Here is a 25,404-nt window from a genome sequence, read left to right on the forward strand (position 1 = left end):
ATCAGCTCCGGCCGAGCCGGTAGCCGAAGCCGCGGATCGTGGTGAGCAGGCCGGGCCGGTCGAGTTTCGCGCGCAGCTGCGTCATGTGGACGTCGAGCGAGCGGGAAACGGCGAGGTACGCGTCGCCCCACACCTCGTCCATCAGCTGCTGGCGGCTCACCGCCGTGCCGGGCCGCGCGGCGAGCACCGCCAGCACGGCGAATTCCTTCGTGGTCAGGCCGATGTCGCGGCCGCCGACCACGACCCGGCGCGCGCCCAGATCGATCTCGACGTCCTCGATGTGCACCACCGGGTCTTTCGGCGCGGGGGAGGAGCTGCCCGCCCGCCGCGCCACGGCGTCCATCCGGGCCAGCAACTCGGCCATCCGCACCGGTTTCGCGAGGTAGTCGTCCGCGCCGAAGCGCAGCGCGCGGACGACCGAACGCTCGTCGTCGCGCGCGGTCAGCACGATCACCGGCACCGGAGACACCTGGCGGATCTTGCGCAGCACGTCCAGCCCGTCGAGATCCGGCAGGCCGAGGTCGAGAAGCAGCAGCTCCGCGTCCCGGTGCCGGGTGAGGGCGTCCGAGCCGCGGCCGACCGCGGTGACGGAGTGGCCGTGCGCCTGCAGCGTTTCGGCGAGTGCCCGGGCGACCCCGGTGTCGTCCTCCACGAGCAGCACGCGCACGGCCGTCCTCCCGATCAGTCCTCGCCGCGTTCGAGGGCGGACGAACGCGAAGTTTCCCGCATTGTCGCGTACACCACGAGCGACACGAGGACGCAACCCGCGACGTACCAGAAGAAGAGCGATTCGTGACCCGCCTTCTTCAGCGCCTGGGCGATCAGCTCGGCGGTCCCGCCGAAGATCGCGACGGTGAGCGCGTAGGGCAGGCCGACGCCGATCGCGCGGATCCGCGTCGGGAAGAGCTCGGCCTTCACGATCGCGTTGATCGAGGTGTAGCCGGTCACGATCACCAGCGCGCCGAGCAGCAGCAGGAACGCGAGGAACGGCTGGCTGGTGTGCGCCATCAGGGTCATGATCGGCACGGTCAGCAGGGTGCCCGCGATGCCGAAGAACATCAGCAGCTTGCGCCGGCCGATCTTGTCCGAGAGCCGTCCGGCCAGCGGCTGCAGGATCGCGAAGATCAGCAGCGCGACGAACATGATCACGGTGACCGTGCGCCGCGGGATGTGCGCGGTGTTCTCCAGGAACTTCTGCGTGTAGGTGGCGTAGGTGTAGAACGCGACTGTGCCGCCGAGCGTCAGTCCGACGACGAGCAGGATCTCCCGCGGGTACTTCACGAGCTGGCGCAGCGTGCCGCGTTCGCCCTTGCCGGTCTCGGCCCCTTCGGTGACCCGCTGGTAGCTCTCGGACTCGTCCATCGACCGCCGCAGCGCCATCACGATCACCGCCGCGAGCGCGCCGACGACGAACGCGATCCGCCAGCCCCAGTCGCCCATCTGCTTGTCGGTGAGCACGCTTTGCAGGATGAGCTGCAGCCCGAGCGCGAGCAGCTGCCCGCCGACGAGCGTCACGTACTGGAAGCTGGAGTAGAACCCGCGCTTGCCGGGCGTGGCCACCTCGGACAGGTACGTCGCCGAGGTGGAGTACTCGCCGCCGACCGAAAGCCCTTGCAGCAGCCGGGAAAACACCAGCAGGATCGGCGCCGCGATGCCGATCGTCGAGTAGCCCGGCGTCACCGCGATGAGCAGCGACCCGGCCGCCATCATCGACACCGAGAGCACGAGCGCGGAACGCCGTCCGTAGCGGTCGGCGAACCGGCCGAGCAGCCAGCCGCCGAGCGGCCGCATGAGGAATCCGACGGCGAACACCGCCGCGGTGTTGAGGAACTGCGCCGTGGCATCGCCGCCGGGGAAGAACGCCTTCGCGAAGTAGACGGTGAACGCCGAATAGGCGTACCAGTCGTACCACTCGACGAGATTTCCGATCGAGCCGCGCAGCACGTTGCCGACCACGCGCCGCTCGTCCCGCGCCGAGCCGGCGTCCTGGATCCGGGTAGTCATCCTTGACCTCCTGTGTCGCGACTCACGGTGACCAACCGGGCAGTAACCATCAAGGTCGAGGCGCGGTTCCTTACCGTCGCTTAGGACGGGAGTGCCGGGTGCGCCGCCGGTCAGCGCAGCCGATAGCCTCACCGCGGGCGCAATCGCGATGACGACGAGGAGAACGCAGTGGGACGGTCGGTCTTGGTCACCGGCGGCAACCGTGGGATCGGGCTGGCGATCGCCCGGGACCTCGCCGAGCAGGGCCACCAGGTGGCGGTGACGCACCGCGGGTCCGGAGCGCCCGAGGGGCTTTTCGGCGTGCAGGCCGACGTCACCGACGCCGAGCAGGTGGACGCGGCGTTCAAGCTCGTGGAGGAGCACCAGGGACCGGTCGAGGTCCTGGTGTCCAACGCCGGGCTCACCGACGACACCCTGCTCATGCGGATGTCGGAGGAGCAGTTCGAGCGCGTGCTGAACGCGAACCTCACCGGCGCGTTCCGCGTCGCCAAGCGGGCCTCGCGCGGCATGCTGCGCGCCCGCTGGGGCCGGTTCGTGTTCATCTCGTCCGTGGTGGGCCTTTCCGGCTCGGCCGGGCAGGCGAACTACGCCGCCTCGAAGGCGGGCCTGGTCGGCTTCGCGCGTTCGCTCGCGCGGGAGCTGGGCTCGCGCAACATCACCGCGAACGTGGTGGCCCCCGGTTTCGTGCACACCGACATGACCGACGCGCTGAGCGAGGACCGGCGCAAGGAGATCCTCGCGAACGTCCCGTCCGGCCGCTACGCCGAACCGGCCGAGATCGCCGCCGCGGTGCGGTACCTGTCCTCGGACGAGGCGGGCTACGTCAACGGCGCGGTGCTGCCCGTCGACGGCGGCCTCGGCCTCGGCCACTGACCCTTTCCCGAGAAGAACATCCACGACCTGGAGGACGTGTTGCCCGGATTGCTCGAAGGCAAGCGGCTGCTGATCACCGGCGTCATCACCGACGCCTCGCTGGCGTTCCACGCGGCCCGCATCGCCCAGCAGGAGGGCGCGAAGGTCGTGCTCACCGGCTTCGGACGGCTGTCGCTGGTGGAGCGCATCGCCAAGCGGCTGCCCGAGCCCGCCCCGGTGCTCGAGCTGGACGTCACGAACCAGGAGCACTTGGACTCGCTCGCCGACCGCGTCCGCGAGCACGTCGACGGCCTCGACGGCGTGCTGCACTCGATCGGCTTCGCGCCGCAGAGCTGCCTCGGCGCGCCGTTCCTGGACGCCCCCAGCGACGACGTGAAGGTCGCGGTCGACGTCTCGGCGTTCTCGTTCAAGTCGCTCGCGGTCGCGACGCTGCCGCTGCTCGGCCGCGGCGCCTCGATCGTCGGCATGGACTTCGACGCGCGCGTCGCGTGGCCGGTCTACAACTGGATGGGCGTCGCGAAGGCCGCGCTGGAGTCGGTGAACCGCTACCTGGCCAAGGAACTCGGCCCGCGGGGCATCCGGGTCAACCTGGTCAGCGCCGGCCCGATGAAGACGATGGCCGCGAAGTCGATCCCCGGCTTCGGCGAGCTCGAAGGCGGCTGGGACGGCCGCGCGCCGCTCGGCTGGGATTCCGCGGATCCGGAGCCGACCGCCAAGACGGTGTGCGCCGTGCTGTCGGACTGGCTGCCTGCCACCACCGGGTCGATGATCATGGTCGACGGCGGGGTGCACGCGCTCGGGATCTGATCTCGTTCGTGGAACGGCCCCGCGGGAATGCTCCCGCGGGGCCGTTTTCTTCTACGCCGTCACCAGTTGCGGGGTCGTGTCGCGCTGGTGCAGGCGCAGTGCGAGGGTGAGGGCGGCCAGCGCGAGCGCCCCGAGCGCGACGCTCACCCACGCCACACTGGAGAAGCCCATTCCCGCGCTGATCGTCGTCCCGCCAAGCCACGGGCCGAGCGTGTTCCCGACGTTGAACGCGGACGTCGTGCTCGCGCCGACGAGTGTCGAGGTGCCGCCTGCCGCGGCGTATGCGCGCACGTTGAGCGCCGGGTTCGCCGCGAATCCAGCCGCGCCGAGGACGAGCACGGCGGTCACGGCTACGACTGGGTTGGTGGCGAAGGCGAGCGCGACCAGGGCGGCGAGGGCGATGCCGAGGCTGCCGTAAAGCGTCGCGAACGGGTATGTGTCAGCGAGCTTGCCGCCGGCGAAAATCCCGATCACCGCGCCGCCGCCGAACAGCGCGAGCACCACCGGCACGCCGGATTCGGGCAGTCCCGCGACGGAGACCAGCAGGGGGGCCAAGTAGCTGAACGTCGCGAAGACCATCGCTTGCAGCAAGGCGATCACGCCCAGGGCGAGCCACAACCGGCTGCGGCGGAACACCCGCAGTTCTTCGGCGATCCTCGGTGCTCCGGTTCTCTTGGCGGTGCGCGGAACTGACAGCAGAACGGCGATGGCGGCGACGACGGTCAGCGCGGCGACCGCCCAGAACGCGCTCCGCCAGCCCGCGTGCTGCCCGAGCAGTGTGCCCGCCGGGACGCCGACGACGTTCGCGACCGTGAGGCCGCCGACCAGCACTGCGAGCGCCTGCCCACGTCGGGCTTCCGGTACGAGATTGACGGTGGTCGCGGCGGCTACGGCCCAGAATCCGGCGCAGGCGACCGCGCTGATGACACGAGTGGCGAACAGGACGGCGTAGCCGTCGGCAAGTGCGCCGATGACGTGTGCCGTGCTGAAGACGACCAGGAGCCCGAGCAGCGTGGTCCGCCGGGGGAGGCGGAACGTGCCTATTGCGAGCAGCGGTGCGCCGACGACCATGCCGATGGCGAAGGCGGAGATCAGGAGGCCTGCGTCTGGGATGGTCACGCCTAGGTCAGTGGCCATTCCGGGGAGGAGGCCGGTGATCATGAACTCGGAGGTGCCCAGCGCGAAGATGCTGAGCCCGAGGACGAAGACGGCTAGGGGCACGGGGGTTCTCTCTTTCTGAAACCGTCAGTACAAAATGAGGGCAACGTGGTGCGGCGTCGCCGTTGGCGCTGCTGGGGGCTGGGTTTCGGCTCGTCGCCTGGGGGCGACCTTGCCGTGGGGTGGTTGCGTGGGGCACCCCGAAGTTTCATTGTGCTGACGGTTCGGGGGTGCTTGTCAAGGCGGGAAAGATGCCTTGACAAGCACCCCCGAACCGCAGGGCGGCTTCGTATCGGGGTGCGGGGGCGGTGTGGGTGCCTCGCTGGGTGGGTGTGGCGGTGCGGTTCGTGTCTTGGTGGGTGGGTTCTCGCCCGCGGCGGTGCGGTCGGGTGTCTGGATGGGTGGGTGCGGGTTGGGTGGCTCGATCGTTGGGCGGGGCGGTGAGGTTGGGTGTCTCGATGGGCGGGCGGCGGGGGTTTGCGGCGGGCTAGCGCCCCAAAGTGGCATTGGGTGCGTCAGGCGCACCCAATGCCGCATTGGGTGCGTGCGATGCACCGAACGCCGCATTGGGTGCGTGCGATGCACCGAACGCCGCATTGGGTGCGTGCGATGCACCGAACGCCGCATTGGGTGCGTGCGATGCACCGAACGCCGCATTGGGTGCGTGCGATGCGCCCAATGCGGCATTGGGGCGGCCGGGTCAGCGGCGGGCGACTGCGCTCGTTGCTAGCTCCGCTACTGACGTCAGCGCTTTCCGTTCTGCTCCGCGGCGGGACATCGTGCGGATTCCGGAGATGGTGGCGTGGATGAAGTTCGCGATGTCGGCGGCGTCGCGGTCGCGGGTGACGCTGCCGTCTGCCTGGCCGGTGCGGGCGAAGTGCGCCAACGCTCCCAGGTGCGCTTCGGTGTCCGCGTCCACCTGGGCGGCCACCTCCGGATCAGTGGTGCCGAACTCGGCGATGGTGTTCACCATCAGACAGCCGCGTCTGCCGTTTTCCAGTTCGTCGTCGATCGTCGAGGCGAGCAGCAGGCGGATGGCGCCTAGCCCGTCCGGGGCGTTGTCCAGCAGGGTTTCCCGCAACCGGATGCCGCGGTGCGAGTAGTGGCCTAGTACGCGCCGGAACAGTTCATGCTTGCTGGAAAACGTGTTGTAGATACTGCTGCGGCCGAGCCCGGTGGCGGCGCACAGTTCCTCGGTCGAGGTCGCTTCGTACCCGCGCGCCCAGAAGGCGTTCATGGCGCCTTCCAGCGCTTCGGTCTCGTCGAACTCTCGTGGCCTCGGCATGTCCGCCACGCTAACACATTTTGGATAGGTCAGTACACAACCGGGCCGCCGAGGCGTGCGGAGCGCCACAGGGGCAGGATGAGCACCGTGGGTTACGACGCGTTGCTATGGCTTTCGTTCGGCGGTCCGGAAGGGCCCGACGAGGTGATGCCGTTCCTGGAGAACGTCACCCGGGGCCGGGGCGTGCCGCGTGAGCGGCTGCTCGAGGTCGCCGAGCACTACCAGCACTTCGGCGGGGTTTCGCCGATCAACCGGCTCAACCGCGCCGCGATCGCGGCGGTCGAGAAGCAGCTCGCGGCGGAGAGCATCGAGCTGCCGGTGCACTTCGGCAACCGCAACTGGGCGCCGATGGTCGAGGACACCCTGGCCGGAATGAAGGACGCGGGCGTCCGTCGTGCCTTGGTGTTCCCGACGAGCGCGTACGGCGGCTACTCCGCGTGCCGCCAGTACGACGAGGACATCGAACGAGCCCGCACCGCCGTCGGCGACGACGCGCCGGAATTGGTGAAGCTGCGCCAGTTCTTCGACCACCCGCTGTTCGTCTCCGCAGTCGCCGACGCAGTCCGCGCCGCCCACGCGAAACTCGGCGACCGCCCCGGCGCCCGCACGGTTTTCACCGCGCACTCGATCCCGGAAAGCGCCGACCTGGCCTCCGGCCCGCCCTCCGAAGGCGGCCGCCGCTACTCGAACCAGATCGCCGAAGCCGCCCGTCTCGTGGCCGCCGAAGCCGGGATCGCCGAGTACGACGTCGTCTGGCAGTCGCGCTCGGGACCGCCGCAGATTCCGTGGCTGGAACCGGACATCGTCGACCACATCGACGCGCTGCACGCTCAGGGCGTGGATGCCGTAGTGGTCAGCCCGATCGGCTTCGTCGCGGACCACCTGGAAGTAATCTGGGACCTGGACAACGAAGCCGCCGAGCGCGCCGCCGAACACGGCATGGCCTTCGCCCGCGCCGCGACACCGGACGCCGACCCGAGGTTCGCCGAAATGGTGGTCGAACTGGTCCGCGAACACCTGGCAGAGGCCCCCGCCCGGAAGTTGTCCCCGTTCCCGGCCGCAGGCTGCACCGTCAACGGCACCCCCTGCGCAGTCGCCTGCTGCGAGCCACCTCGCCGCCCGACCCGCTGACCGGTCGTGGGGGAACCCTGACTGACTCTGATTCCGTCAGGGTTCCCCTCATGACCCGCACCGGTTCGTGAGGGCCCCTTCACGGACTCTCGCCCGCCGCCCCAGCCGGATGCGCCCCTGACGACACCGCCGCCGACGCACCCAACGATCGAGGCACCGAGCCCCTCCCGCGCACCCCCGAACCGTCCGCACGATCAACCTTCGGGGCGCCCACGCAACCCAAAGCGGCCGACGTCGCCGTCAGGCGACGTCGGCCGCGCGACAGGCGTCAAACCTGCCGATCCCCCTGCTCGGCAAACACCCGCACCGCCTCATTGACCGACGCCGTCCGAGCCCCCCGAACAGCCTCAGCCAACGGCCGCAACGCCTCAGCCCGCCGATTCACCGCCGAAGCCGACAACGCCCCGCCGGGATCGTCCGCCTGCGCCACAGCCAAAATCGCCGAAATCTCCTCTGCCCGCTGCAACACCCGCAACGCCCGCCCAGGCGTCCCGGCAGGCCACTCCACCTGAGGCCGAGCCCGCAAATGCGCCGACAACTCAGCCCGAACCCCAGGCCGATCACTCGCCACATCCAGCGCCTGCAACGCCCCGGCACTGGCCCGGATAGCGTCAGTCAACCCGTGTTCGGCATCCGGCAACGGCTGGTATTCCAGCGCGACCGGCGCGGGAAGCGAATGCACCGTCCAGCGCATCAACCCCTCGGCGATCGGCTCCGGCACCAACCCGAACGCAAGCCCGCCGAGCACCACAGCCTCGCCGCATCGCAGCGCCGCGTCAGCGAACGGCCCGCCGCCGCCAAGACCGCGCACATCGCCGGGCACCGGCAGCACCAACTGCGCACTCACTGCCCCCTGCGCCCGCAGAGCGAGCAGCAACTGCACGGGAGTAGCCGCCCGATGGAAGGCGAGCGGAAGATCGAACGCGTCCGCCGCGGCGGGATCGGCCGCGACCACATCGTGGGCCTCGGCCCAGTCCTGCAAGGCGTCGAGGACGTCGTCGGACGCCGCGGCCCCGTTCAGCCACGCGGAGGACCAGACGGCGAGGGTCGCACTGGGTCGGCACACGACTGCTCATTTTACCGGTTCCTCCCGGCTCCGCCGATCCCCGCCCGGCTGGAGCCGCTCCACATCGACGGATGCCGGAACGGTCAGTAGCGTCGAAGGGGTGAACGCTGTTCCCGACGCTCTTCCCCGTACTGCCGGCGAGCTCCGCGCCGCCGGATACGCCCCGCGCCCGATCGCGCGCGAGATCCACGACAACCTGCTCGCCGCGCTGCGCGAGGGCCGCGACGCCTGGCCCGGCATCGTCGGCTTCTCCCGCACCGTGCTGCCCCAGCTCGAACGCGCCCTGCTCGCCGGCCACGACGTCGTCCTGCTCGGCGAACGCGGCCAGGGCAAGACCCGCCTGCTGCGCACCCTGGCCGGTCTCCTCGACGAGTGGACCCCGGTCATCGAGGGCTCCGAACTGGGCGAACACCCGCTCGACCCGATCACGCCCGCCTCGATCCGCCGCGCCGCCGAACTCGGCGACGACCTTCCGGTGGCCTGGCGGCACCGCAGCGAGCGCTACACCGAAAAGCTGGCCACGCCGGACACGAGCGTGGGCGACCTGATCGGCGACGTCGACCCGGTGAAGGTGGCCGAGGGCCGCAGCCTCGGCGACCCGGAGACCATCCACTTCGGACTCGTGCCGCGCGCGCACCGCGGCATCGTCGCGATCAACGAACTGCCCGACCTCGCGGAGCGGATCCAGGTCGCGCTGCTGAACGTCATGGAGGAACGCGACATCCAGGTCCGCGGCTACACGCTGCGGCTTCCCTTGGACGTCCTCCTCGTCGCGACCGCGAATCCCGAGGACTACACCAACCGCGGCCGGATCATCACGCCGCTGAAGGACCGCTTCGGCGCGGAAATCCGCACGCACTACCCGCTGGACGTGGACTCCGAGGTCGCCGTCGTGCGCCAGGAAGCGAACCTCGTCGCGGAGGTCGGCGAGCCGCTGCTGGAGGTGCTGGCCCGGTTCGTGCGCAACCTGCGCGAATCGCCGGTGATCGACCAGCGTTCCGGCGTGTCCGCCCGGTTTGCGGTGGCGGCGGCCGAAACCGTCGCGGCAGCGGCGCTGCGCCGGGCGGCGGTGACGGGGGAGGACCCGGCAGTCGCGCGTCCGGTCGACCTCGAAGCCGTGCCCGCCGTGCTGCGCGGCAAGGTCGAGTTCGAGCCCGGCGAGGAAGGCCGCGAGGTCGAGCACCTCGTGCACCTGATGCGCCGCGCGATCGCGGAAACCGCCCGCGAACGGTTCGCCGGGCTGGACCTGCGCCCGCTGTCCGACGCGGTCGCGGACGGCCACCTGGTCGCCACCGGCGAGCGGGTCCCCGGCTCGGAAGTCCTTGCCGCACTGCCGGAACTGCCGGTGCTGCACGAGGTCGCCCAGCGAGCCGGAGTCTCCGCGGACGAGCCGGCGGGCCGGATCGCGGCGGCGGTCGAACTGGCCCTGGAGTCGCTGTTCCTCGCGCGCAGGCTGGCGAAGGACTCCGACGACGGCACGACGGTGTACGGCGAATAATGCCGCTCTTACCGGAGGGATATTCCTACGGCCCGTGGCACGACGGGCCGGATCCGCTGGCCCCGCCCGCGGACCTGCGGGACGCGCTCGACGAGATCGGCCGCGAGGTCATGGGCGGCTCGTCCCCGCGGTCGGCGCTGGAGGAATTGCTGCGCCGCGGCACCGAACGCACTGCCGGCCTCGACGAGCTGACCCGGCAGCTGTGGCAGCGGCGTTCGCAAATCCAGCGGCGGCACCGGCTGGACGGCACGCTCCAGGAAGTCCAGCAGCTGCTGCAGGAAGCACTCCAAGCCGAGCGCCGGGAACTGTTCCCGGACCCCGACGACGAGGCCCGCTTCCGCGAAGCTCAGCTGGACGCCCTGCCGCCCGGCACCGCCGCTGCCGTGCGCGAGCTGAACGAGTACGAGTGGCGTTCGGGCGAAGCCCGGCAGAAGTACGAGCAGATCCGCGACCTCCTCGGCCGCGAGATGCTGGACGCGCGGTTCCAGGGCATGAAACAGGCCATGCAGAACGCCGGTCCGCAGGACGTCGAGCGGATCAACCAGATGCTCGGCGACCTCAACGCGCTGCTGTCCGCGCACGCCCAGGGCGCGAGCGACATCGGCGAACGCTTCAGCGAGTTCATGCGGCGGCACGGCGAGTTCTTCCCGGAGAACCCGCAGAACGTCGACGAGCTGATCGACGTACTGGCCGCCCGTTCCGCCGCCGCGCAGCGGATGCTGAACTCGATGTCCGAGGAACAGCGCGCCGAATTGGCCGAGCTGGCGCAGCAAGCTTTCGGCGACCCGAGGCTCGCGCAGCAACTGTCCGCTTTGGACTCCCAGCTGCGTGCGCTGCGGCCGGGGGAGGACTGGACGTCGTCCTCGCGCTTCCGCGGCCAAGACCCGCTGGGGCTTGGCGAAGGCGCGCAGGCGATGGCGGACCTGGCGGAACTGGACGCCCTCGCCGAGCAACTGGGCCAGTCGTATCCGGGCGCACGCTTGGAAGACATCGACCTGGAGGCGCTGGAGCGTCAACTCGGCCCGGACGCGGGCGTCGACGCTCGTCGGCTGTCCGAACTGGAGCGAGAGCTGCGCCAGCAGGGTCTGTTCGAGCGCGCGGCGGACGGCACTTTGCGATTGTCTCCCAAGGCATTGCGCCGGCTGGGGGAGACCGCGCTGTCCGATGTGGTCAATTCGCTGCGCGGCAAAACCGGGGAGCGCGAGACCGAATCCGCCGGTGCGGCAGGCGAACCGACCGGTTCCAGCCGTCCGTGGCGGTTCGGTGACATGCAGCCCTGGGATGTCCCGCGCACGGTGCGCAACGCCGTGCTGCGCTCCACCGCGGCCGGTGCGGGGAGTGTTCGGCTCGATGTCGAGGACGTCGAGGTCATCGAGACCGAACACCGCTCGCGAGCCGCGGTCGCGCTGCTGGTCGACACGTCGTGGTCGATGGTCCAGGAGGGCCGCTGGCTGCCGATGAAACGCACCGCGCTGGCCCTGCACCAGCTGATCAGCACCAGATTCCGCAACGACGCCCTGCAGCTGATCACCTTCGGCCGCTACGCGATGCCCGTGGAACTGCCGGAACTGGTCGGACTGGAAGGCACCTGGGAGCAAGGCACCAACGCCCACCACGCGCTGCTGCTGGCCGGACGCCACCTGCGGCGTCATCCGGATGCCCAGCCGGTGGTCCTCATGGTCACCGACGGCGAACCCACCGCTCACCTCGAACCTGACGGCGAGGCGGAATTCTCCTACCCGCCCGAACCGGCGACCATCTACAAGACACTGTCCGAAGTGGACAGGATCGCCAAACTGGGCGCGTCCGTCACGGTCTTCCGGCTGGGCGACGACCCGCGCCTGGAAGCCTTCGTGGACACCATCGCCCGCCGCTCCGGCGGCCGGGTCGTGGCCCCGGACCTGGACGGCCTGGGCGCGGCGGTAGTAGGCGACTACCTCCGCACCCGCCGCCGCTGACCCGATCCGCAAAGGTCCGTGCAGGACGCCTTGAGGGAATCAGATTCCCTCAAGGCGTCCTGCACGGACTTCAGCGGCGGTGCACCAGGATCCGCGCACCGTCGCCGGGAACGAGCGTGATGTGCCGGGTCTTGACCCGCTCCGGGCGCGGGCTGGGCGCGCTGACCCGGTACCGCGTGAACAGCTCCCGCAGCACGATCGTCGCCTCCAGCAACGAGAATCCCGCCCCCAGACAGCGTCGCGCGCCGCCGCCGAACGGGAACCAGCTGCCCGTGGGCGGACCGCTGCCGAGGAACCGCGTCGGGTCGAACACCTCCGGCGACGGATGGTGCTCCGAGTCCGCGTGAATCATCGAAATCGACGGCAGCACCATGTACCCGGCCGGAACCGTGTAGGGCCCGACCTGGACGTCCTTCGTGAGCTTCCGCGACACCTCGGAGATGATCGGCCGCAGCCGCATCGCCTCTTTCGCCACTGCTTCGAGGTACTTCTCGTCGCCCTCGTCAGCGGCGCGGGCGGCCGCCGCGGCGGTCACCGGGTCCCGGGCCAGCTCGTGCAAGGCCCAAGCCAGCGCGGTCGCCGTGGTCTCGTGACCGGCCAGCAGCAACGTGATCAGCTGGTCGCGCAACTCGAGGTCGCTGAGCTGGTCGTCGCCGGGCACGGTCAGCAGCCGGGACAGCACATCGGTCCGCTCCGCCAGATCCGGTGCCGCGCGCCGCTCCGCGATCTCCGCGTACAGCAGCTGATCGACCCGTTCCTGCCGCTCCCGATTCCGCCGCCACGGCCCGAACTTCTGCAACGCCGGACTGTGCCACCCGAACAGATCGAGCGCACTGATGTCGATGACCTGCTCCAGAGCCACGCGCAGTTCCGCCAGACGAGGCCCGTCGGTCACGCCGAAGACGACCCGCAGGATCACTTCCAGCGTCAGCGCCCGCATCCGGTCGTGCACCCGGAACGCCCGGCCCTGCGGCCATCGCTCCAGCTCCGCGACGGTCAGCTCGGCGACCATGTCGCGATACCCGCGCATGGCCGCGCCGTTGAACGCGGGCATCAGCAATTTCCGCGCCCTGCGGTGCTCCTCCTCGTCGGTGAGCAGCACCGAATGCTCGCCCAGCATGGGTTTGAGCACCATGTTCCCCTCGCCGGCGTGGAACGTTTCGACCGGACCGGCGAAGATCTCGCGCACCAGGTCGAGGTCGCCGACCAGCACCACCGAACGCTCCGGGTACAGCTTCAGCCGCACGACGTTCCCGTAGCGCCGTCGCAGCAGCGGCAGCAGGGAATCGCGGAAAGCGCCGAAAAGGACGGTTTGGACGGCGAGAGGGAGACGCGGGCCGGGCGGAAGTGCGGAATGGGCGCGGACGGGCGTGCGCAGAGCCATGCTTCGTTCGTACTCGCGCTCGAACGCGGTGTCCACCACACTTGACCCTCACGCGACGTGAGGCGTGATCGTGGTTTCTCGCAAGGGCCGTTCGGCCGAAGAAACGGGGGGAGAGCAATGGGCTACCGGGTGGGCGAGGTGGCGGCGCTGGCCGGCGTCACCGTGCGCACGCTGCACCACTACGACGAGATCGGCCTGCTGTCGCCGAGCGGGCGGACGGCGTCCGGCTACCGGCGCTACGACGGCGAGGATCTCGACCGGCTGCAGCGGATCCTGCTCTACCGGGAGCTGGGCTTTCCCCTGGAGACGATCGCGTCCGTGCTCGCGGAACCGGGGACTGACGCCGACGCCCACCTGAAACGGCAGCGGGAGCTGCTGGTGGCGCAGGCGGACCGGATCGAGCGCATGGTCGCGGCCGTCGATCGATTGCTGGAGGCGAGAGCCATGGGCAACGCGTTGACGCCCGAGGAGAAGTTCGAAGTGTTCGGCGGGTTCCAGGTGCCGGAAGGCTACTCGGAGGAGGCTGTCCGGCGATGGGGGAGCTGCCCGGAGTGGCAGCAGACGCAGCTGCCGGAGACCAAGCAGGAGTGGGCGGAGGCGGAGCGGCAGCGGAAGGACTGGGTGCGCCGCCTGGTCGCGCTGGTCGACGAAGGCGTGCCCGCGGACAGTCCGGCGGCGGCTGAGCTCGCCGAGGAGCACCGCGCGATGCTGTCGGCGGTGATGGGGGAGTGCGGGTACGAGATGCAGCAGCGGATCGCGGACCTGTACGAGAAGGAGCCCGCGCAGCTGGCGTTCCTCGTCCGGGAAGACGAGCAGCGGCCCGGCATCGGGGCGTACGTGGGTGCGGCCGTCCGGGCGAACGCGGCCCGGCAGCGGGCCTGACCGCTCCGGTGGGAGGGACACCACAGCTGTCCCTCCCACCGGGTGGGATAACGGACGGACGTCACGCTTACAGTCGGAGGTATGCAGACTTGGTCCTCCGTCGCCGTGCCCCGGCTGCCCGGCACGCCCCGCCCCCTCCGGCTCCACGACACCGCGACCGGGCAGGTCCGCCCGACGGCGCCCGGAGCCGCTGCCCGGATGTACGTCTGCGGCATCACCCCCTACGACGCCACCCACCTCGGCCACGCCGCCACCTACCTCGCGTTCGACCTGGTCAACCGGGTGTGGCGGGACAACGGGCACGAGGTGCATTACGTCCAGAACGTCACCGACATCGACGAGCCGCTGCTGGAGCGCGCGGAACGCGATTCGGACGACTGGATCGTGCTCGGCATGCGCGAAACGGCGCTGTTCCGCGAGGACATGGAGGCGCTGCGGGTGCTGCCGCCGCGCCAGTTCGTCGGAGCCGTCGAGGCGATCCCGGAGATCGTCGAGGTCATCGCGAAGCTGCTCGCGGACGGCAGCGCCTACCGCGCGGACGACGCCGAGTTCCCGGACGTCTACTTCGACCACAACGCGACCGGCCGGTTCGGCTACGAGTCGAACTACGACGCCGAGACCATGGCGAAGTTCTTCGCCGAACGCGGCGGCGACCCGGACCGTCCCGGCAAGCGGCATCCGCTGGACGCGCTGCTGTGGCGCGTCGCGCGCGAGGGCGAGCCGTCGTGGGAGTCGGAACTGGGCGCCGGACGGCCGGGCTGGCACATCGAATGCAGCGCGATCGCGGTGAACCGCCTCGGGCTCGGTTTCGACGTCCAGGGCGGCGGTTCCGACCTGATCTTCCCGCACCACGAGTACAGCGCCGCGCACGCCGAGGCCGTCGCCGCCGATCACCCGTTCGCCCGGCACTACGTGCACGCCGGGATGATCGGGCTCGACGGCGAGAAGATGTCGAAGTCCCGCGGCAACCTCGTCTTCGTGTCGCGGCTGCGCGCCGACGGCGTCGACCCGGCGGCGATCCGGCTCGCGCTGTTCGCCGGGCACTACCGCGAGGACCGGGCGTGGACCGATCAGCTGCTGGTCGACGCGCAGGAGCGGCTGGCCCGCTGGCGCGAAGCCGTCGCGCTGCCCGCCGGGCCCGACGCGGCGGACACAGTGGCGCGGCTGCGCGACCATCTCTCCGACGACCTGAACACGCCGAAGGCCCTCACGGCGATCGACGCGTGGGTCACGTCGGCCCTGCGCCGCGACGGCACTGACCAGGCCGCTCCGGGTCTGATCAAGGAGGCCGTGGACGCGTTGCTGGGCATCGTTCTCTGAGCCTTTCGACGGCGGGGCAGTGGCCGGAACCCGCTCCGGACACTGCCCCGCCGACTTAACTGTATAACGACCTATACATCCTGGCGTCGGCCGTCCGCCAATGCCAGGTGGTCGCCCTCCCAGCGACGGCGCAACCACCGGTCATGCGAGGCAAGGACGACCGCGCCCGGCGCGCTGTCGAGCGCTTCGGACAGTTCCTCGGCAAGGCTGAGCGACAGGTGGTTGGTGGGCTCGTCCAGCAGCAGCACGTCCGGCGGCTCCGCGAGCAGCACCGCCAGTGCCAACCGGCGACGCTGGCCCACCGAAAGCTCGCCGACCGGCCGGTCGTGTTCCCTCGGCGGCAGCAGGCCGAGCGTGGACAGCGAAGGAGCCGCTTCGCCGGCCGCGGCGCGGTACACCTCCCGCGCGGTCCGTTTCGGCCGGGCGAACCTGACGTCCTGCTCCAGCAACCCCACTCGCACACCAGGTCCGAAGTGGACAGTCCCGGCCGACGGCGTGAGCTGACCGGCCAGCACCGAGAGCAGCGTGGATTTGCCCGCTCCGTTGCCGCCGGTCACGAGAAGCCGCGCGCTGCGGTCCACGTCCAGCTCGTCCAGCTGCACGCGGCCCGGAATCGCGATGCCGCGCACCGACACCGCCGGGCCTTCGCCGCTGGTGTCCGCGGTGAGCGTGGCCCGGAACCGCAGTGGCGCAGGCGGTTTGCGGACTTGCTCGCGCTCCAGCGTGTCAAGCTTGAGCTGGGCGTTGCGGACGCGGCGGGATATCTGCTTCTGCACGCGACCGGTCTTGAAGTCGTAGAGCATCTTCGCGTTGTCCCGCGGCGCACGGTTGTGCGCGACGCGGCGCGCGGTGCCGTGCACGGATTCCCGCAGTTGCTTGAGTTCCTCCTGTTCTTCGGCGAACCGCTGTTCCCAGCGCGCCCGTTCGGCCTTTTTCTGGCCGAGGTAATCGGTGTAGCTGCCGCCGTAGCGTGTCGCGCCGCCGACGCGGCGGTCCGCCGGAACCGGGTCGAGGTCCACGATGTCCGTGCAGACCGCGTCGAGGAACACGCGATCGTGCGAGGACAGCACGACGACGCCGGTCAGCTCCGCGAGATGGCGTTCGAGGAATTCCATGGCGCTGTCGTCGAGGTGGTTGGTCGGTTCGTCGAGCAGCAGGATGCGCGGCCGCCGCACCAGCAGCGCGGCCAGCCCGAGCCGGGACCGCTGCCCGCCGGAGAGCGTGTGCAGCCGCCGGTCGTGCCGGATGTCGCCGAGCCCGAGACCGGCGAGGACGAGATCCGCGCGCCGGTCCGCGTCCCACAGGTCGTGGGCCTGCGCCCATTCCAGGACGTGGCCGTACTCGCTGAGCACCTCCGGGTCGTCGGGCCGCTCGGCGAGCACCGCGGCGAGCTTGTCGAGCGTCGCCGCGGCGGTGCGGATCTCGGCGAGCGCCTCGTCGAGAACGTCGGAAACCCTTGCGGTGCCGTCGAAAGGCAGCTCCTGGAAGAGAAAGCCGAGATCGCCGTGCCGCACGACGTCGCCGCCGCGGGGGACTTCGAGCCCGGCGAGCAGCCGGAGCAGGGTGGACTTCCCGACCCCGTTTTCGCCGACGAGACCGATCCGCCTCCCGGGCGACGCGACGAGCGAAACGCCGTTGAGGACAGTGCGGGCACCGTAGCCGAAAACGAGGTCGGAGGCGTGCAGGACAGTAGACATGGGCGATCACCGGGCCTTTGCGGAGGAAGCTAAATCCCCGACGGGCAACGCGCGGCTTCCCGGGAGCAGGGCTCGACCGGGAGCGGCCTCGATGCGGGGAGGGCTCGGTTCAGCTGTCCATGATGGCCGGGAGCATAACGCGGAGGCCGCGGGGGAGCGCAAACGATTTTTCGGGTGCCCGGTTCCCGCTGGTCAGGATTCTCGCGGCGGCAAGGCCGGAGAAGCGGTGGCGTAGATGCCGATCGCGCAGTCGCAGGCGGTTTCTCCGGGCCGGGCCAGCCGGATGAACCCCCGCGGCTCTCCCGTCTCGGGCGGTGCGGCGGATTCGCGTGCCGCGACGGGTGTCCGGTCGCCCTGGCCTGCTCGGGTTCGGGCAACGCCAGCCGATCGGCCAGTGTGCGGCCGGGCGGGCTGTTGGCTCTGGCCGAACCGGCTAGCGTTGCCGAACGTTCCAGGCAACTGCTTCGTTCGCTGAGGGGATTCCCGGCATGGCCGAGATCGTGCTGTACCACCACATCCAGGGCTTGACCGACGGCGTGCGCGGCTTCGCCGGCGAACTGCGCCGCGACGGGCACACCGTGCACACTCCCGATCTGTTCGAGGGCCGGACGTTCGCCAGCATCGAAGACGGCTTCGCTTTCGCCGGCGAGGCTGGCCTCGATCAGGTGCGGGAACGCGGGATCGCCGAGGCGGAGGCCCTGGGGCAGGAACTCGTGTACGCCGGGTTCTCCTTCGGCGTCACCGTCGCGCAGCGTCTCGCGCAGACCCGGCCGGGAGCGCGCGGCGCGCTGTTCTTCGACTCCTGCCTGCCGGTCAAGGAGTTCGGCACGGCGTGGCCGGAGGGGGTTCCGGTGCAGATCCACGGGAAGGAGAACGACGAGTTCTTCGAGGAGGACCTGCCGTCCGCTCGCGAACTCGTCGGCTCCGCCGCGAACGCGGAGTTGTTCGTCTACCCCGGAGACCAGCACCTCTTCGCCGACTCTTCGCTCGCCGCGTACGACCCCGAGGCCGCCGGAGCGCTCCTGGAGCGCGTGCGCTCCTGGAGCGCGTGCGCTCCTTCCTCGCCTCGCTGTAGCCGGGCGGCTTGACGCCGGGGTGGCGGCCTGCAACTCTGAAAGAACTGTTTCGAAAGAAACCCTTCAGAGTTGGGACGGACCGATGGCTGACCTGCCCCCGCGCAAGCGGATCGACGACGTCGAACTGCTGCGGGCCCTCGCGCACCCGTTGCGGTCGGCGCTGGTGCACCACCTGATGGCAGTCGGCCCGTCGACGGCCAGCGAGTGCGCGGACGCGGTCGGCTCGACGGCGTCGAACTGCAGCTGGCATCTGCGCAAACTGGCGGAACACGGCCTGGTCGAGCGGGCCGAGGGCGGCGACGGGCGGGAGCGGCCGTGGCAGGCGTGCCAGGTCGGGCTGGTGCTCGGGGGTCCCGGCGGCGACCCGGCGCTCGAGGCGGCGCAACTGGCGGTCACGGGCACCGAACTGGCCGAGGAGCAGGAGCTGACCCAGCGGTACCTCGACACGGTCGAACAGCTCGACGAAGACTGGCGCGAGGCCGGCGGTTTCTTCTCCTACGGGCTGAATGCGACGCCTGCGGAAGTCAGCGCGTTGACCAAGGCGATCGACGACCTGATCCGGCCGTACGTCAGCACGATCCGCGAGGACGCGCCCGCCGGCGCTCGCGCGGTCTTCCTCGGGATGCGTGCCTTCCGCCGGATCGGGCACGACGGGAAACCGGCATGAGACGGCTGCTGGCCGCACCGGGATTCGCCCGGCTCTGGGTGTCGGCGTTCTTCGGCGAGACCGCGGAGTGGATGCTGCAGGTCGCGCTGCCGGTGTACCTGTTCGTCCGCACCGGCTCCGCGGTCACGACGGCGTTGAGCATCGTGCTCGGGCTGCTGCCCGCGGTGCTGCTGAGCCCGGTCGCGGGGATCGTCGCGGACCGGTGGGACCGCAGGGTCGTGCTGGCGGCGGTCTGCGCCGGGCAGGCGGTCGTGGTGCTGCCGTTGCTGGCCGGTTCCGAGCTGCCGGTCGCGGCGGTCTACGCGGTGATGGCGGCGCAAGCAGGGCTGGCCTCGGTGTTCGAGCCGGCGCGCAGTGCGCTGGTGCCGGAACTGGTCGGGGTCGAGGACGTCACCCCGGCGAACGGGCTGATGAGCGTGAACGGCAGCGTCGCGCGGCTCGCGGGCGGCTGGGCCGGGGGAGCGCTGCTGGGCTGGGGCGGGCTCGACCGCGTGGTCATCGGCTATCTCGCCGCGCTCGCGGTCGCGGGAATGCTGCTCGCTTTCCCCTTCCGCCGCGTGGCAGTGCGCGAGACCGCGCCCGAACAGGCGGATTGGCTCGCGGGCATCCGGGATCTGGCGGGCAAGCGGCTCCGGGCGACGAGCGTGTCGGCGCTGCTGACTTCGCTCGCGCAGGGCATGTTCCTGGTGCTGTTCGTGGTGTTCGTGCTCGACATCCTGCGCGGCAGCGAGGCCGACGCCGGGCTGTTGCGCGGCGTGCAGGCGATCGGCGGGCTGGCGGCCGGGTTCGCGGTGGCGACGCTGGCGCGCCGCGTCGCGCCGGTGCTGTTGCAGGGCTGGGGCCTGGTCGCCGCGGGGCTGATGTCGGTGGCGATCTGGAATCTGCCGGGCGCGACCACGGTGCTCGGGGTGTACGTCGGGCTGTTCATGGCGGTCGGCGCGCCCGCAGTCGTGGCCGGGGCCGGGCTGCTGTCGCACGTGCAGGCGGAGACCGGCCCGGACCGGGCGGGACGGGTGCTGAGCACGGTGTACGCGCTGATGGCCGCGGGCACGGCGGCCGGTTCGCTGCTGGCAGGCGCGCTCGTCGCGGTGATCGGGCCGACAGTGCTGCTGAACGTGCAGGCAAGCCTGCACGTGAGCGCCGGGCTGGTCGTTCTGGGGTGGGGGAATGGGCGGTTCCGGCGCTCCCGGGCACGGAAAGTCGTTACGGTGGACGAGTGCCGTCTCTCTTCGCCACCAGCGACCTCCACGTGACCCACGAGGGCAACGGCCCGATCGTCGACGAAATCGTGCCCGACGATCCCGGCGACTGGCTGCTCGTCGCGGGCGACGTCGCCGAGTCCGCCAAGGTCATCCGCGAGACGCTCGCGAGACTGCGCGAGCGGTTCGCGAAGGTCGTGTGGGTCCCGGGCAACCACGAACTGTGGACCACGCCGAACGACGAATGCCAGCTGCGCGGCCAGGCGCGCTACGAATTCCTCGTGGAGCAGTGCCGCGCCATCGACGTGCGCACGCCCGAGGACGAGTTCCCGGTGTGGGACTTCGGCCCGGAGCCGCTGACCGTCGCGCCCCTGTTCGTGTTCTACGACTACAGCTGGCGCACTCCGGCGACCGAGGGCAAGACCCGCGAAGAAGCGCTCGCGCACGCCCGCGAGATCGGCGTCGTGTGCACCGACGAGTACTACCTGCACCCGGACCCGTACGAATCGCGCGCGGCCTGGTGCGAGCAGCGCCTGAAAGTCAGCCGCGACCGGCTGGACGCGATCCCGGCGGACCGTCGCACGATCCTGATGTCGCATTGGCCGCTGCACCGGCATCCGACGAACCCGTTGTACTACCCCGATTTCGCGCTCTGGTGCGGCACCACGCAGACCGAGGACTGGCACCTGCGCTACCGGGCCGAGTTGGCCGTGTACGGGCACCTGCACATCCCGCGCACGACGTCCGCGGACGGCGTGCGGTTCGAGGAGGTCTCGCTCGGTTATCCGCGCGAATGGCGGAAGCGGGCGCGCGGCGCGGTTCCGGTGCGGAAGCTGCTCACCGCCTGAGCGCGACCGGCCTGCCCGCGCAGCCCGGTCGCGCCCCGCAGCGGATCAGTCGAACGAGAGCCGGCAAGCTGTCGCCGCGACCTGCGCGGGGACGTAGTCGCGGCGAAGAATCCAGTAGCATTCCTCGAACGAGCCTGCGTCGCACGCGTCGTGCGCGAGCCAGGGTTCGATGTCGTACTCGCCCACCGCGTAGTCCATGCAGGCGCCGAAACCATTCACCTTCGCCGGCGATACCGGTGCCGCCGACGCGGTCGCCGCCGACGCGGTGATCGCGCCCGCCGCGAGCACTGCCGCCGCTAGTGCCTTGCCGAACATTCTCGTACCTCCTGGTCCGCGCGACGTCGCTCGCGCCAGGCCAGTCAACGAGACGGGCTCGGGAGGGCACCAGAGCAGCGCGGCGCGATCAGTCGACGGCACGGGCGCCGTCATCCCGCCGGGCGGCTCGGGTGACGTTTCGTAGCCCGTTGATCACGATGCGTTCCCTCGCTCGTGGCGGTCGGAGCGAGGGTGGCGCCGGCGAGAACCGGCATCGCCGCGCACGAGGGGTCAGCGGAGGCCGAACCCGCCGTCCTGCCCTGGCCGCCGCCGGCGCAGGTAGCGTTCGAACTCGGCGGCGATCTTGTCGCCCGAGACCTCTTCCATGGTGAAATCCGTCTCGGCGTCGCCGCGTTCCTCGAGGCTGCGCACGTACTCGCTGATTTCCTCGTCCTCGTCGGCCATCTCGCTGACCGTCTGCTGCCACTCCTCGGCCTGCTCCGGCAGCGCGCCCAGCGGGATCTCGACGTCGAGGACGTCCTCCAGCTTGTGCAGCAGCGCCAGCGTGGCCTTCGGCGACGGCGGGTGCGAGACGTAGTGCGGGACCGCTGCCCAGATCGACACCGCGGGGATGCCCGCCTGCACGCAGTAGTCCTGGAGGATCCCGACGATCCCGGTCGGGCCCTGGTAGTTGTTCAGCTCCAGCCGGTACTTGCTCGCGGTGTCCTTGTCGTAGGCCGTCCCGGTGACCGGGACCGGCCGGGTGTGCGCGGTGTCGGCCAGCAGGGCGCCGAGCGCGACCACCATCGCCACGTCCAGTTCCTGGACGTGCTCCACGATCTCCGCGCAGAACTTCCGCCAGCGCATGTTCGGCTCCGGGCCCTGGACCAGCACCAGGTCCCGGTCGAAGCCATCGGGACGGCACACCGACAGCCGGGTGGTCGGCCATTCGACCCGCCGGGTGATGCCGTCGACCATCTTCACCGTGGGGCGGCTGACCTGGAAGTCGTAGTAGTCGTCCGGTTCGAGCTCGGCCAGCGGCGTCGCGTCCCAGGAAAGCTGGAGGTGTTCGATCGCCTGGCTGGCCGCGTCGCCCGCGTCGTTCCAGCCTTCGAAGGCCAGGATCATGATCGGGCGCTGGGCATCGGTGCGGTCCTGCTCCGGGTCGCCGGGCCGCGGGGTGTCGTCGACAGGCTCACTCACCTGACCAGCCTACGGCCTCCGGCACCTACCCTGCGCAGCGTGTCCGCCCCCGCGTGTCACGGCACGGGTGTGGCCCCGCTCACGGCGGTCCGCGTGGGACGCTGGAGGGGAAGGCGCCCGGCCGGGGCGCCGCACCGGACAAGGAGAAACTGTGACTGCACCGTCCTCTTCGGACGGACTGGCGGCTGTCCTCTGGGACATGGACGGCACCCTCGTCGATTCCGAGAAACTGTGGGACGTCGCGCTGTACGAGGCCGCCGAGGCGCTCGGCGGCACGCTTTCGGAGGAAGTCCGGATGACGCTCGTGGGGTCCAACATGGACGCCACCGCCACCGTGCTGCTGGAGCAGACCGGCCGCCCGGTCACCCCGGAAGCGGTCGCGGAGACGGGGGAGTGGATCCGCCGCCGCACCGCCGGGCTGTTCGACGACGCGCTGCCCTGGCGGCCGGGCGCGCGCGAGGCGCTGGCCGCGGTCCGCGCGGCCGGGCTCAAGTCCGCGCTGGTCACCTCCACCGAACGGGCGCTGACCGAACTCGCGCTCGACACGATCGGGCGGGATTTCTTCGACGTCACGGTCTGCGGCGACGAGGTCGACGGCCAGAACAAACCGCTCCCGCGGCCGTACCTGAAGGCCGCCGAGCTGCTGGGCGTGGCGCCGGAGCGGTGCGTCGCGGTGGAGGACTCGCCGCCGGGAGCCGAATCGGCCGAAACCGCTGGCTGCACCGTGCTCGTCGTGCCCAACGACGTCGACGTCCCGGACGGTCCGCGCCGGGTGTTCCGCACGTCGCTGGCCGGCGTCGGCGTGCCCGAACTGGCCGCGCTGCTGCCCCGGCTGTGACCTCGGCGGCTTCCGGGTCACCCGGAGCGGCGCGGACGAGCGCGGGATGAAAGGATTCGGCCCCGTGAAGACCTTCGATGAGCTGTTCGCGGAGCTTGCCGAGCGCGCGCGTACCCGTCCCGACGGGTCCGGCACCGTCGCCGCACTGGACGCCGGAGTGCACGCACAGGGCAAGAAGGTGCTCGAAGAGGCGGGCGAGGTGTGGATCGCCGCCGAGCACGAATCCGACGACCGGCTGTCGGAGGAGATCTCGCAACTGCTGTACCGGGTGCAGGTGCTCATGCTCGGCCGGGGGATCTCGACCGAGGACGTGTACCGCTACCTGTGACGCGCTCGCGCACCGGAGACCGAGGAGAAGAGCGAATGCTGCGTGTTGCCGTGCCGAACAAGGGAGCCCTCGCCGCCGCGTCGGCGGAGATGCTTTCCGAGGCGGGCTACCGCAAGCGACATGACGGCAAGGACCTGACCGTGCTCGACCCGGTCAACGAGGTCGAGTTCTTCTTCCTCCGCCCGAAGGACATCGCCATCTACGTCGGTTCCGGCGAGCTCGACCTCGGCATCACCGGCCGCGACCTGGCGCTCGATTCGGGAGCGCCGGTCGACGAGGTCCTCGCGCTCGGGTTCGGCGCCTCGACGTTCCGCTACGCCGCGCCCGCCGGCCGGGACTGGAAACCGGCCGACCTGCACGGAAAGCGGCTCGCGACGTCGTACCCGCGGCTGGTCCGCGACGATCTCGCGCGCCACGGCGTCGAGGCCGAGGTGATCCGGCTCGACGGCGCGGTGGAGATCTCGATCCAGCTCGGGGTCGCGGACGCGATCGCGGACGTGGTCGAGTCCGGCCGGTCGCTGCGGCAGCACAATCTCGTCGCGTTCGGGGAGCCGATCTGCGCGTCCGAGGCGGTCTTGCTGCAGCGGGCGGGCAGCGAAGGATCACGGGCCAAGTCGCAGCTGGCGGCCCGGCTGCAGGGCGTGGTTTTCGCGCAGCACTACATGATGCTCGACTACGACTGCCCGCGCGAGATTCTGGAGCGGGCCATTTCGATCACGCCCGGCCTGGAGTCGCCGACGGTGGCTCCGCTGGCGGACGAGAAGTGGGTCGCGGTGCGGGCGATGGTGCCGCGCAAGGAAGTCAACCGGATCATGGACGAACTGGCCGAGACCGGCGCGAAAGCCGTGCTGGCGTCCGACATCCGGTCTTGCCGGTTGTAGGAAACTGCTTGAGCAGAGGGCGTCTTCTCCTCGGAGGGGACGCCCTCTGTCGCATGTAGACGGTGGTCAGCGCGGGCGGTTCGGGCGCTTCGGCATCAGGTCGTACAGCTTCTTGCGCGCGCCGTTGTCGTTGACGTTGCGGGCGACCGCGACCTCGGAGATGAAATCCTCGAAGACGAACTCGTCGTCGGCCGGAACCTCGGTGGGGCCGGGGTTTTGCGCCAGGTACCCGTCCAAGGTCTCGGCGATTTCCCGGAACGACACCGCCTGGATGGTTTCCGGGGCGAACGTCGTGACCGGGACGCCGTGGGCCGCCGCCTCGTTCATCACGACGCCGAGCGGGACGTGCGACAGCATGGGGACGCCGAAGGAGTACATCTCCTGAAGCGCGGCCGCGGCGTAGTGCGAGATGGGGCGGCGGTAGAGACCGGGGACGATGCCGAACCAGGAGATCGGGGCGCGGCCGGTGGTTTGCTCGACGTAGCGCACCTGTTCCGACAGCAGGCGCAGCGCGCGGATGCTCGTCTTGTCCGGCTGGACCGGCACCAGGATCCCGTGCGACGCGGCCAGCGCGTTGTTCGTCAGCACGTCCTGGGCGGGCGGGCAGTCGATGATCACGTGGTCGTAGTGCGCGAACTGGATCACCCGCGCCAGCTGCCAGCCCGGCACCCGGAACTGGTCCAGCCTGCGGATCAGGTCGAACATCCCCGGCGACGTCGGGATCACGTCGAACGCACCGCCGCGGCCGAGGTTGCTGCGCGGATGCGGGACGGCCAGCTGCTCGATCGGGCCCTTCCACAGCTTGGTCAGCGCCTTCGCCAGGCTCGGCGCGTCCGCCGGGACCTCGTCCATGCCGAGCATCTCGGTCGTCGCGTGCCCCTGCGGGTCGAGGTCGACGAGCAGCACCCGCCTGCCGCGTTCGGCGAGGGCCGCCGCCGCGCCCACGCTCAGCGAGGTTTTGCCCACCCCGCCCTTCTGGTTGACCACCGAGGTGATCTGCATGCCGGAGCGCTCCCTTGTCGGTCGTTCCGCGAAGGCTATCGGAC

The 25,404-nt window shown here is 70.5% G+C and carries 24 protein-coding genes; 14 read left to right on the plus strand and 10 right to left on the minus strand.

Features of this window, described 5'->3' with window-relative positions; genetic code table 11:
• Nucleotide 1: 1 nt before the first annotated feature.
• Together L3Q65_RS11165 and L3Q65_RS11170 are read right to left on the minus strand one after the other, a co-directional pair.
• Nucleotides 2–667, minus strand: coding sequence for a response regulator transcription factor (locus L3Q65_RS11165; RefSeq protein ID WP_237599585.1), 666 nt, complete (start codon nucleotides 665–667; stop codon nucleotides 2–4).
• 14 nt (nucleotides 668–681) lie between these two features.
• Nucleotides 682–2,004 carry an MFS transporter gene (locus L3Q65_RS11170; RefSeq protein WP_182894732.1) on the minus strand — a complete coding sequence of 441 codons (1,323 nt, stop codon included), beginning with the start codon at nucleotides 2,002–2,004 and terminating at the stop codon, nucleotides 682–684.
• A 168-nt stretch (nucleotides 2,005–2,172) separates the two neighbouring features.
• Here L3Q65_RS11170 and fabG point away from each other — a divergent pair, with 168 nt between their 5' ends.
• Both fabG and fabI read left to right on the plus strand, forming a co-directional pair.
• The gene (gene fabG, locus L3Q65_RS11175; protein WP_182894731.1) at nucleotides 2,173–2,877 is read left to right on the plus strand and encodes a beta-ketoacyl-ACP reductase; all 705 of its coding nucleotides are present in this window, start codon (nucleotides 2,173–2,175) and stop codon (nucleotides 2,875–2,877) included.
• Between the two features lie 39 nt (nucleotides 2,878–2,916).
• Nucleotides 2,917–3,684, plus strand: a complete 768-nt coding sequence (gene fabI / locus L3Q65_RS11180; RefSeq protein ID WP_237599586.1) for an enoyl-ACP reductase FabI — start codon at nucleotides 2,917–2,919, stop codon at nucleotides 3,682–3,684.
• A 51-nt stretch (nucleotides 3,685–3,735) separates the two neighbouring features.
• Here fabI and L3Q65_RS11185 read toward each other — a convergent pair whose 3' ends face one another.
• Together L3Q65_RS11185 and L3Q65_RS11190 are read right to left on the minus strand one after the other, a co-directional pair.
• Entirely contained in the window at nucleotides 3,736–4,905 is a 1,170-nt protein-coding gene (locus tag L3Q65_RS11185; protein ID WP_237599587.1) for a Cmx/CmrA family chloramphenicol efflux MFS transporter, read from the minus strand.
• Nucleotides 4,906–5,542: 637 nt separating this feature from the next.
• Nucleotides 5,543–6,127, minus strand: a complete 585-nt coding sequence (locus L3Q65_RS11190; RefSeq protein ID WP_182894728.1) for a TetR/AcrR family transcriptional regulator — start codon at nucleotides 6,125–6,127, stop codon at nucleotides 5,543–5,545.
• Between the two features lie 87 nt (nucleotides 6,128–6,214).
• Between L3Q65_RS11190 and L3Q65_RS11195 the strand changes: the two genes are divergently transcribed.
• Nucleotides 6,215–7,258: a ferrochelatase gene (locus tag L3Q65_RS11195; RefSeq protein ID WP_237600881.1), complete on the plus strand. Its 1,044-nt coding sequence runs from the start codon at nucleotides 6,215–6,217 to the stop codon at nucleotides 7,256–7,258.
• Nucleotides 7,259–7,526: 268 nt separating this feature from the next.
• Here the strand turns inward: L3Q65_RS11195 and L3Q65_RS11200 are convergent, their stop codons facing one another.
• Complete coding sequence (locus L3Q65_RS11200) at nucleotides 7,527–8,324, minus strand: hypothetical protein (protein WP_182894727.1); 798 nt, start codon at nucleotides 8,322–8,324, stop codon at nucleotides 7,527–7,529.
• A gap of 100 nt (nucleotides 8,325–8,424) precedes the next feature.
• Between L3Q65_RS11200 and L3Q65_RS11205 the strand changes: the two genes are divergently transcribed.
• Both L3Q65_RS11205 and L3Q65_RS11210 read left to right on the plus strand, forming a co-directional pair.
• A complete protein-coding gene (locus L3Q65_RS11205; RefSeq protein WP_182894726.1) occupies nucleotides 8,425–9,822 on the plus strand; it encodes an ATP-binding protein in 1,398 nt (465 codons plus the stop codon).
• Entirely contained in the window at nucleotides 9,822–11,780 is a 1,959-nt protein-coding gene (locus L3Q65_RS11210) for a VWA domain-containing protein (RefSeq protein ID WP_237599588.1), read from the plus strand. Before L3Q65_RS11205 ends, L3Q65_RS11210 begins: the two co-directional genes overlap by 1 nt.
• Before the next feature lie 70 nt (nucleotides 11,781–11,850).
• On the opposite strand, the gene L3Q65_RS11215 is transcribed toward L3Q65_RS11210, so the two are convergent.
• Nucleotides 11,851–13,164 (minus strand): cytochrome P450, encoded by a 1,314-nt coding sequence (locus L3Q65_RS11215; protein WP_237600882.1) that lies wholly within the window; start codon nucleotides 13,162–13,164, stop codon nucleotides 11,851–11,853.
• A gap of 117 nt (nucleotides 13,165–13,281) precedes the next feature.
• Here L3Q65_RS11215 and L3Q65_RS11220 point away from each other — a divergent pair, with 117 nt between their 5' ends.
• On the plus strand, nucleotides 13,282–14,046 hold the full coding sequence (locus tag L3Q65_RS11220) for a MerR family transcriptional regulator (protein WP_237599589.1): 765 nt from the start codon (nucleotides 13,282–13,284) through the stop codon (nucleotides 14,044–14,046).
• Between the two features lie 81 nt (nucleotides 14,047–14,127).
• Nucleotides 14,128–15,366 carry a cysteine--1-D-myo-inosityl 2-amino-2-deoxy-alpha-D-glucopyranoside ligase gene (gene mshC, locus L3Q65_RS11225; RefSeq protein ID WP_182894723.1) on the plus strand — a complete coding sequence of 413 codons (1,239 nt, stop codon included), beginning with the start codon at nucleotides 14,128–14,130 and terminating at the stop codon, nucleotides 15,364–15,366.
• A gap of 71 nt (nucleotides 15,367–15,437) precedes the next feature.
• Here the strand turns inward: mshC and L3Q65_RS11230 are convergent, their stop codons facing one another.
• Entirely contained in the window at nucleotides 15,438–17,063 is a 1,626-nt protein-coding gene (locus L3Q65_RS11230) for an ABC-F family ATP-binding cassette domain-containing protein (protein WP_182894722.1), read from the minus strand.
• Nucleotides 17,064–17,551: 488 nt separating this feature from the next.
• Between L3Q65_RS11230 and L3Q65_RS11235 the strand changes: the two genes are divergently transcribed.
• The 4 genes from L3Q65_RS11235 to L3Q65_RS11250 all read left to right on the plus strand — a co-directional run bounded on the left by L3Q65_RS11235 (nucleotide 17,552) and on the right by L3Q65_RS11250 (nucleotide 20,853).
• Entirely contained in the window at nucleotides 17,552–18,151 is a 600-nt protein-coding gene (locus L3Q65_RS11235) for a dienelactone hydrolase family protein (RefSeq protein WP_237599590.1), read from the plus strand.
• Between the two features lie 70 nt (nucleotides 18,152–18,221).
• Nucleotides 18,222–18,806: a helix-turn-helix domain-containing protein gene (locus L3Q65_RS11240; RefSeq protein WP_182894720.1), complete on the plus strand. Its 585-nt coding sequence runs from the start codon at nucleotides 18,222–18,224 to the stop codon at nucleotides 18,804–18,806.
• The gene (locus L3Q65_RS11245) at nucleotides 18,803–20,059 is read left to right on the plus strand and encodes an MFS transporter (protein WP_182894719.1); all 1,257 of its coding nucleotides are present in this window, start codon (nucleotides 18,803–18,805) and stop codon (nucleotides 20,057–20,059) included. Before L3Q65_RS11240 ends, L3Q65_RS11245 begins: the two co-directional genes overlap by 4 nt.
• On the plus strand, nucleotides 20,023–20,853 hold the full coding sequence (locus L3Q65_RS11250) for a metallophosphoesterase (protein WP_182894718.1): 831 nt from the start codon (nucleotides 20,023–20,025) through the stop codon (nucleotides 20,851–20,853). The genes L3Q65_RS11245 and L3Q65_RS11250 overlap by 37 nt, the downstream gene beginning before the upstream one ends.
• A gap of 45 nt (nucleotides 20,854–20,898) precedes the next feature.
• Here the strand turns inward: L3Q65_RS11250 and L3Q65_RS11255 are convergent, their stop codons facing one another.
• Nucleotides 20,899–21,168: a hypothetical protein gene (locus L3Q65_RS11255; RefSeq protein WP_182894717.1), complete on the minus strand. Its 270-nt coding sequence runs from the start codon at nucleotides 21,166–21,168 to the stop codon at nucleotides 20,899–20,901.
• Between the two features lie 231 nt (nucleotides 21,169–21,399).
• A complete protein-coding gene (locus L3Q65_RS11260) occupies nucleotides 21,400–22,311 on the minus strand; it encodes a PAC2 family protein (protein WP_182894716.1) in 912 nt (303 codons plus the stop codon).
• Between the two features lie 199 nt (nucleotides 22,312–22,510).
• On the opposite strand from L3Q65_RS11260, the gene L3Q65_RS11265 reads away from it, so the two are divergent.
• The 3 genes from L3Q65_RS11265 (at nucleotide 22,511) to hisG (ending at nucleotide 24,358) form a co-directional block, all read left to right on the plus strand.
• Nucleotides 22,511–23,149 carry an HAD family phosphatase gene (locus L3Q65_RS11265; RefSeq protein ID WP_182894942.1) on the plus strand — a complete coding sequence of 213 codons (639 nt, stop codon included), beginning with the start codon at nucleotides 22,511–22,513 and terminating at the stop codon, nucleotides 23,147–23,149.
• 64 nt (nucleotides 23,150–23,213) lie between these two features.
• A complete protein-coding gene (locus tag L3Q65_RS11270; RefSeq protein WP_027927607.1) occupies nucleotides 23,214–23,477 on the plus strand; it encodes a phosphoribosyl-ATP diphosphatase in 264 nt (87 codons plus the stop codon).
• Nucleotides 23,478–23,512: 35 nt separating this feature from the next.
• Nucleotides 23,513–24,358 carry an ATP phosphoribosyltransferase gene (gene hisG / locus L3Q65_RS11275; RefSeq protein ID WP_182894715.1) on the plus strand — a complete coding sequence of 282 codons (846 nt, stop codon included), beginning with the start codon at nucleotides 23,513–23,515 and terminating at the stop codon, nucleotides 24,356–24,358.
• Between the two features lie 66 nt (nucleotides 24,359–24,424).
• On the opposite strand, the gene L3Q65_RS11280 is transcribed toward hisG, so the two are convergent.
• Nucleotides 24,425–25,360 carry a ParA family protein gene (locus L3Q65_RS11280; protein WP_182894714.1) on the minus strand — a complete coding sequence of 312 codons (936 nt, stop codon included), beginning with the start codon at nucleotides 25,358–25,360 and terminating at the stop codon, nucleotides 24,425–24,427.
• Nucleotides 25,361–25,404 lie beyond the last annotated feature (44 nt).

It is taken from the genome of Amycolatopsis sp. FU40, from assembly GCF_021903635.1.
Classification (GTDB): domain Bacteria; phylum Actinomycetota; class Actinomycetes; order Mycobacteriales; family Pseudonocardiaceae; genus Amycolatopsis; species Amycolatopsis dendrobii.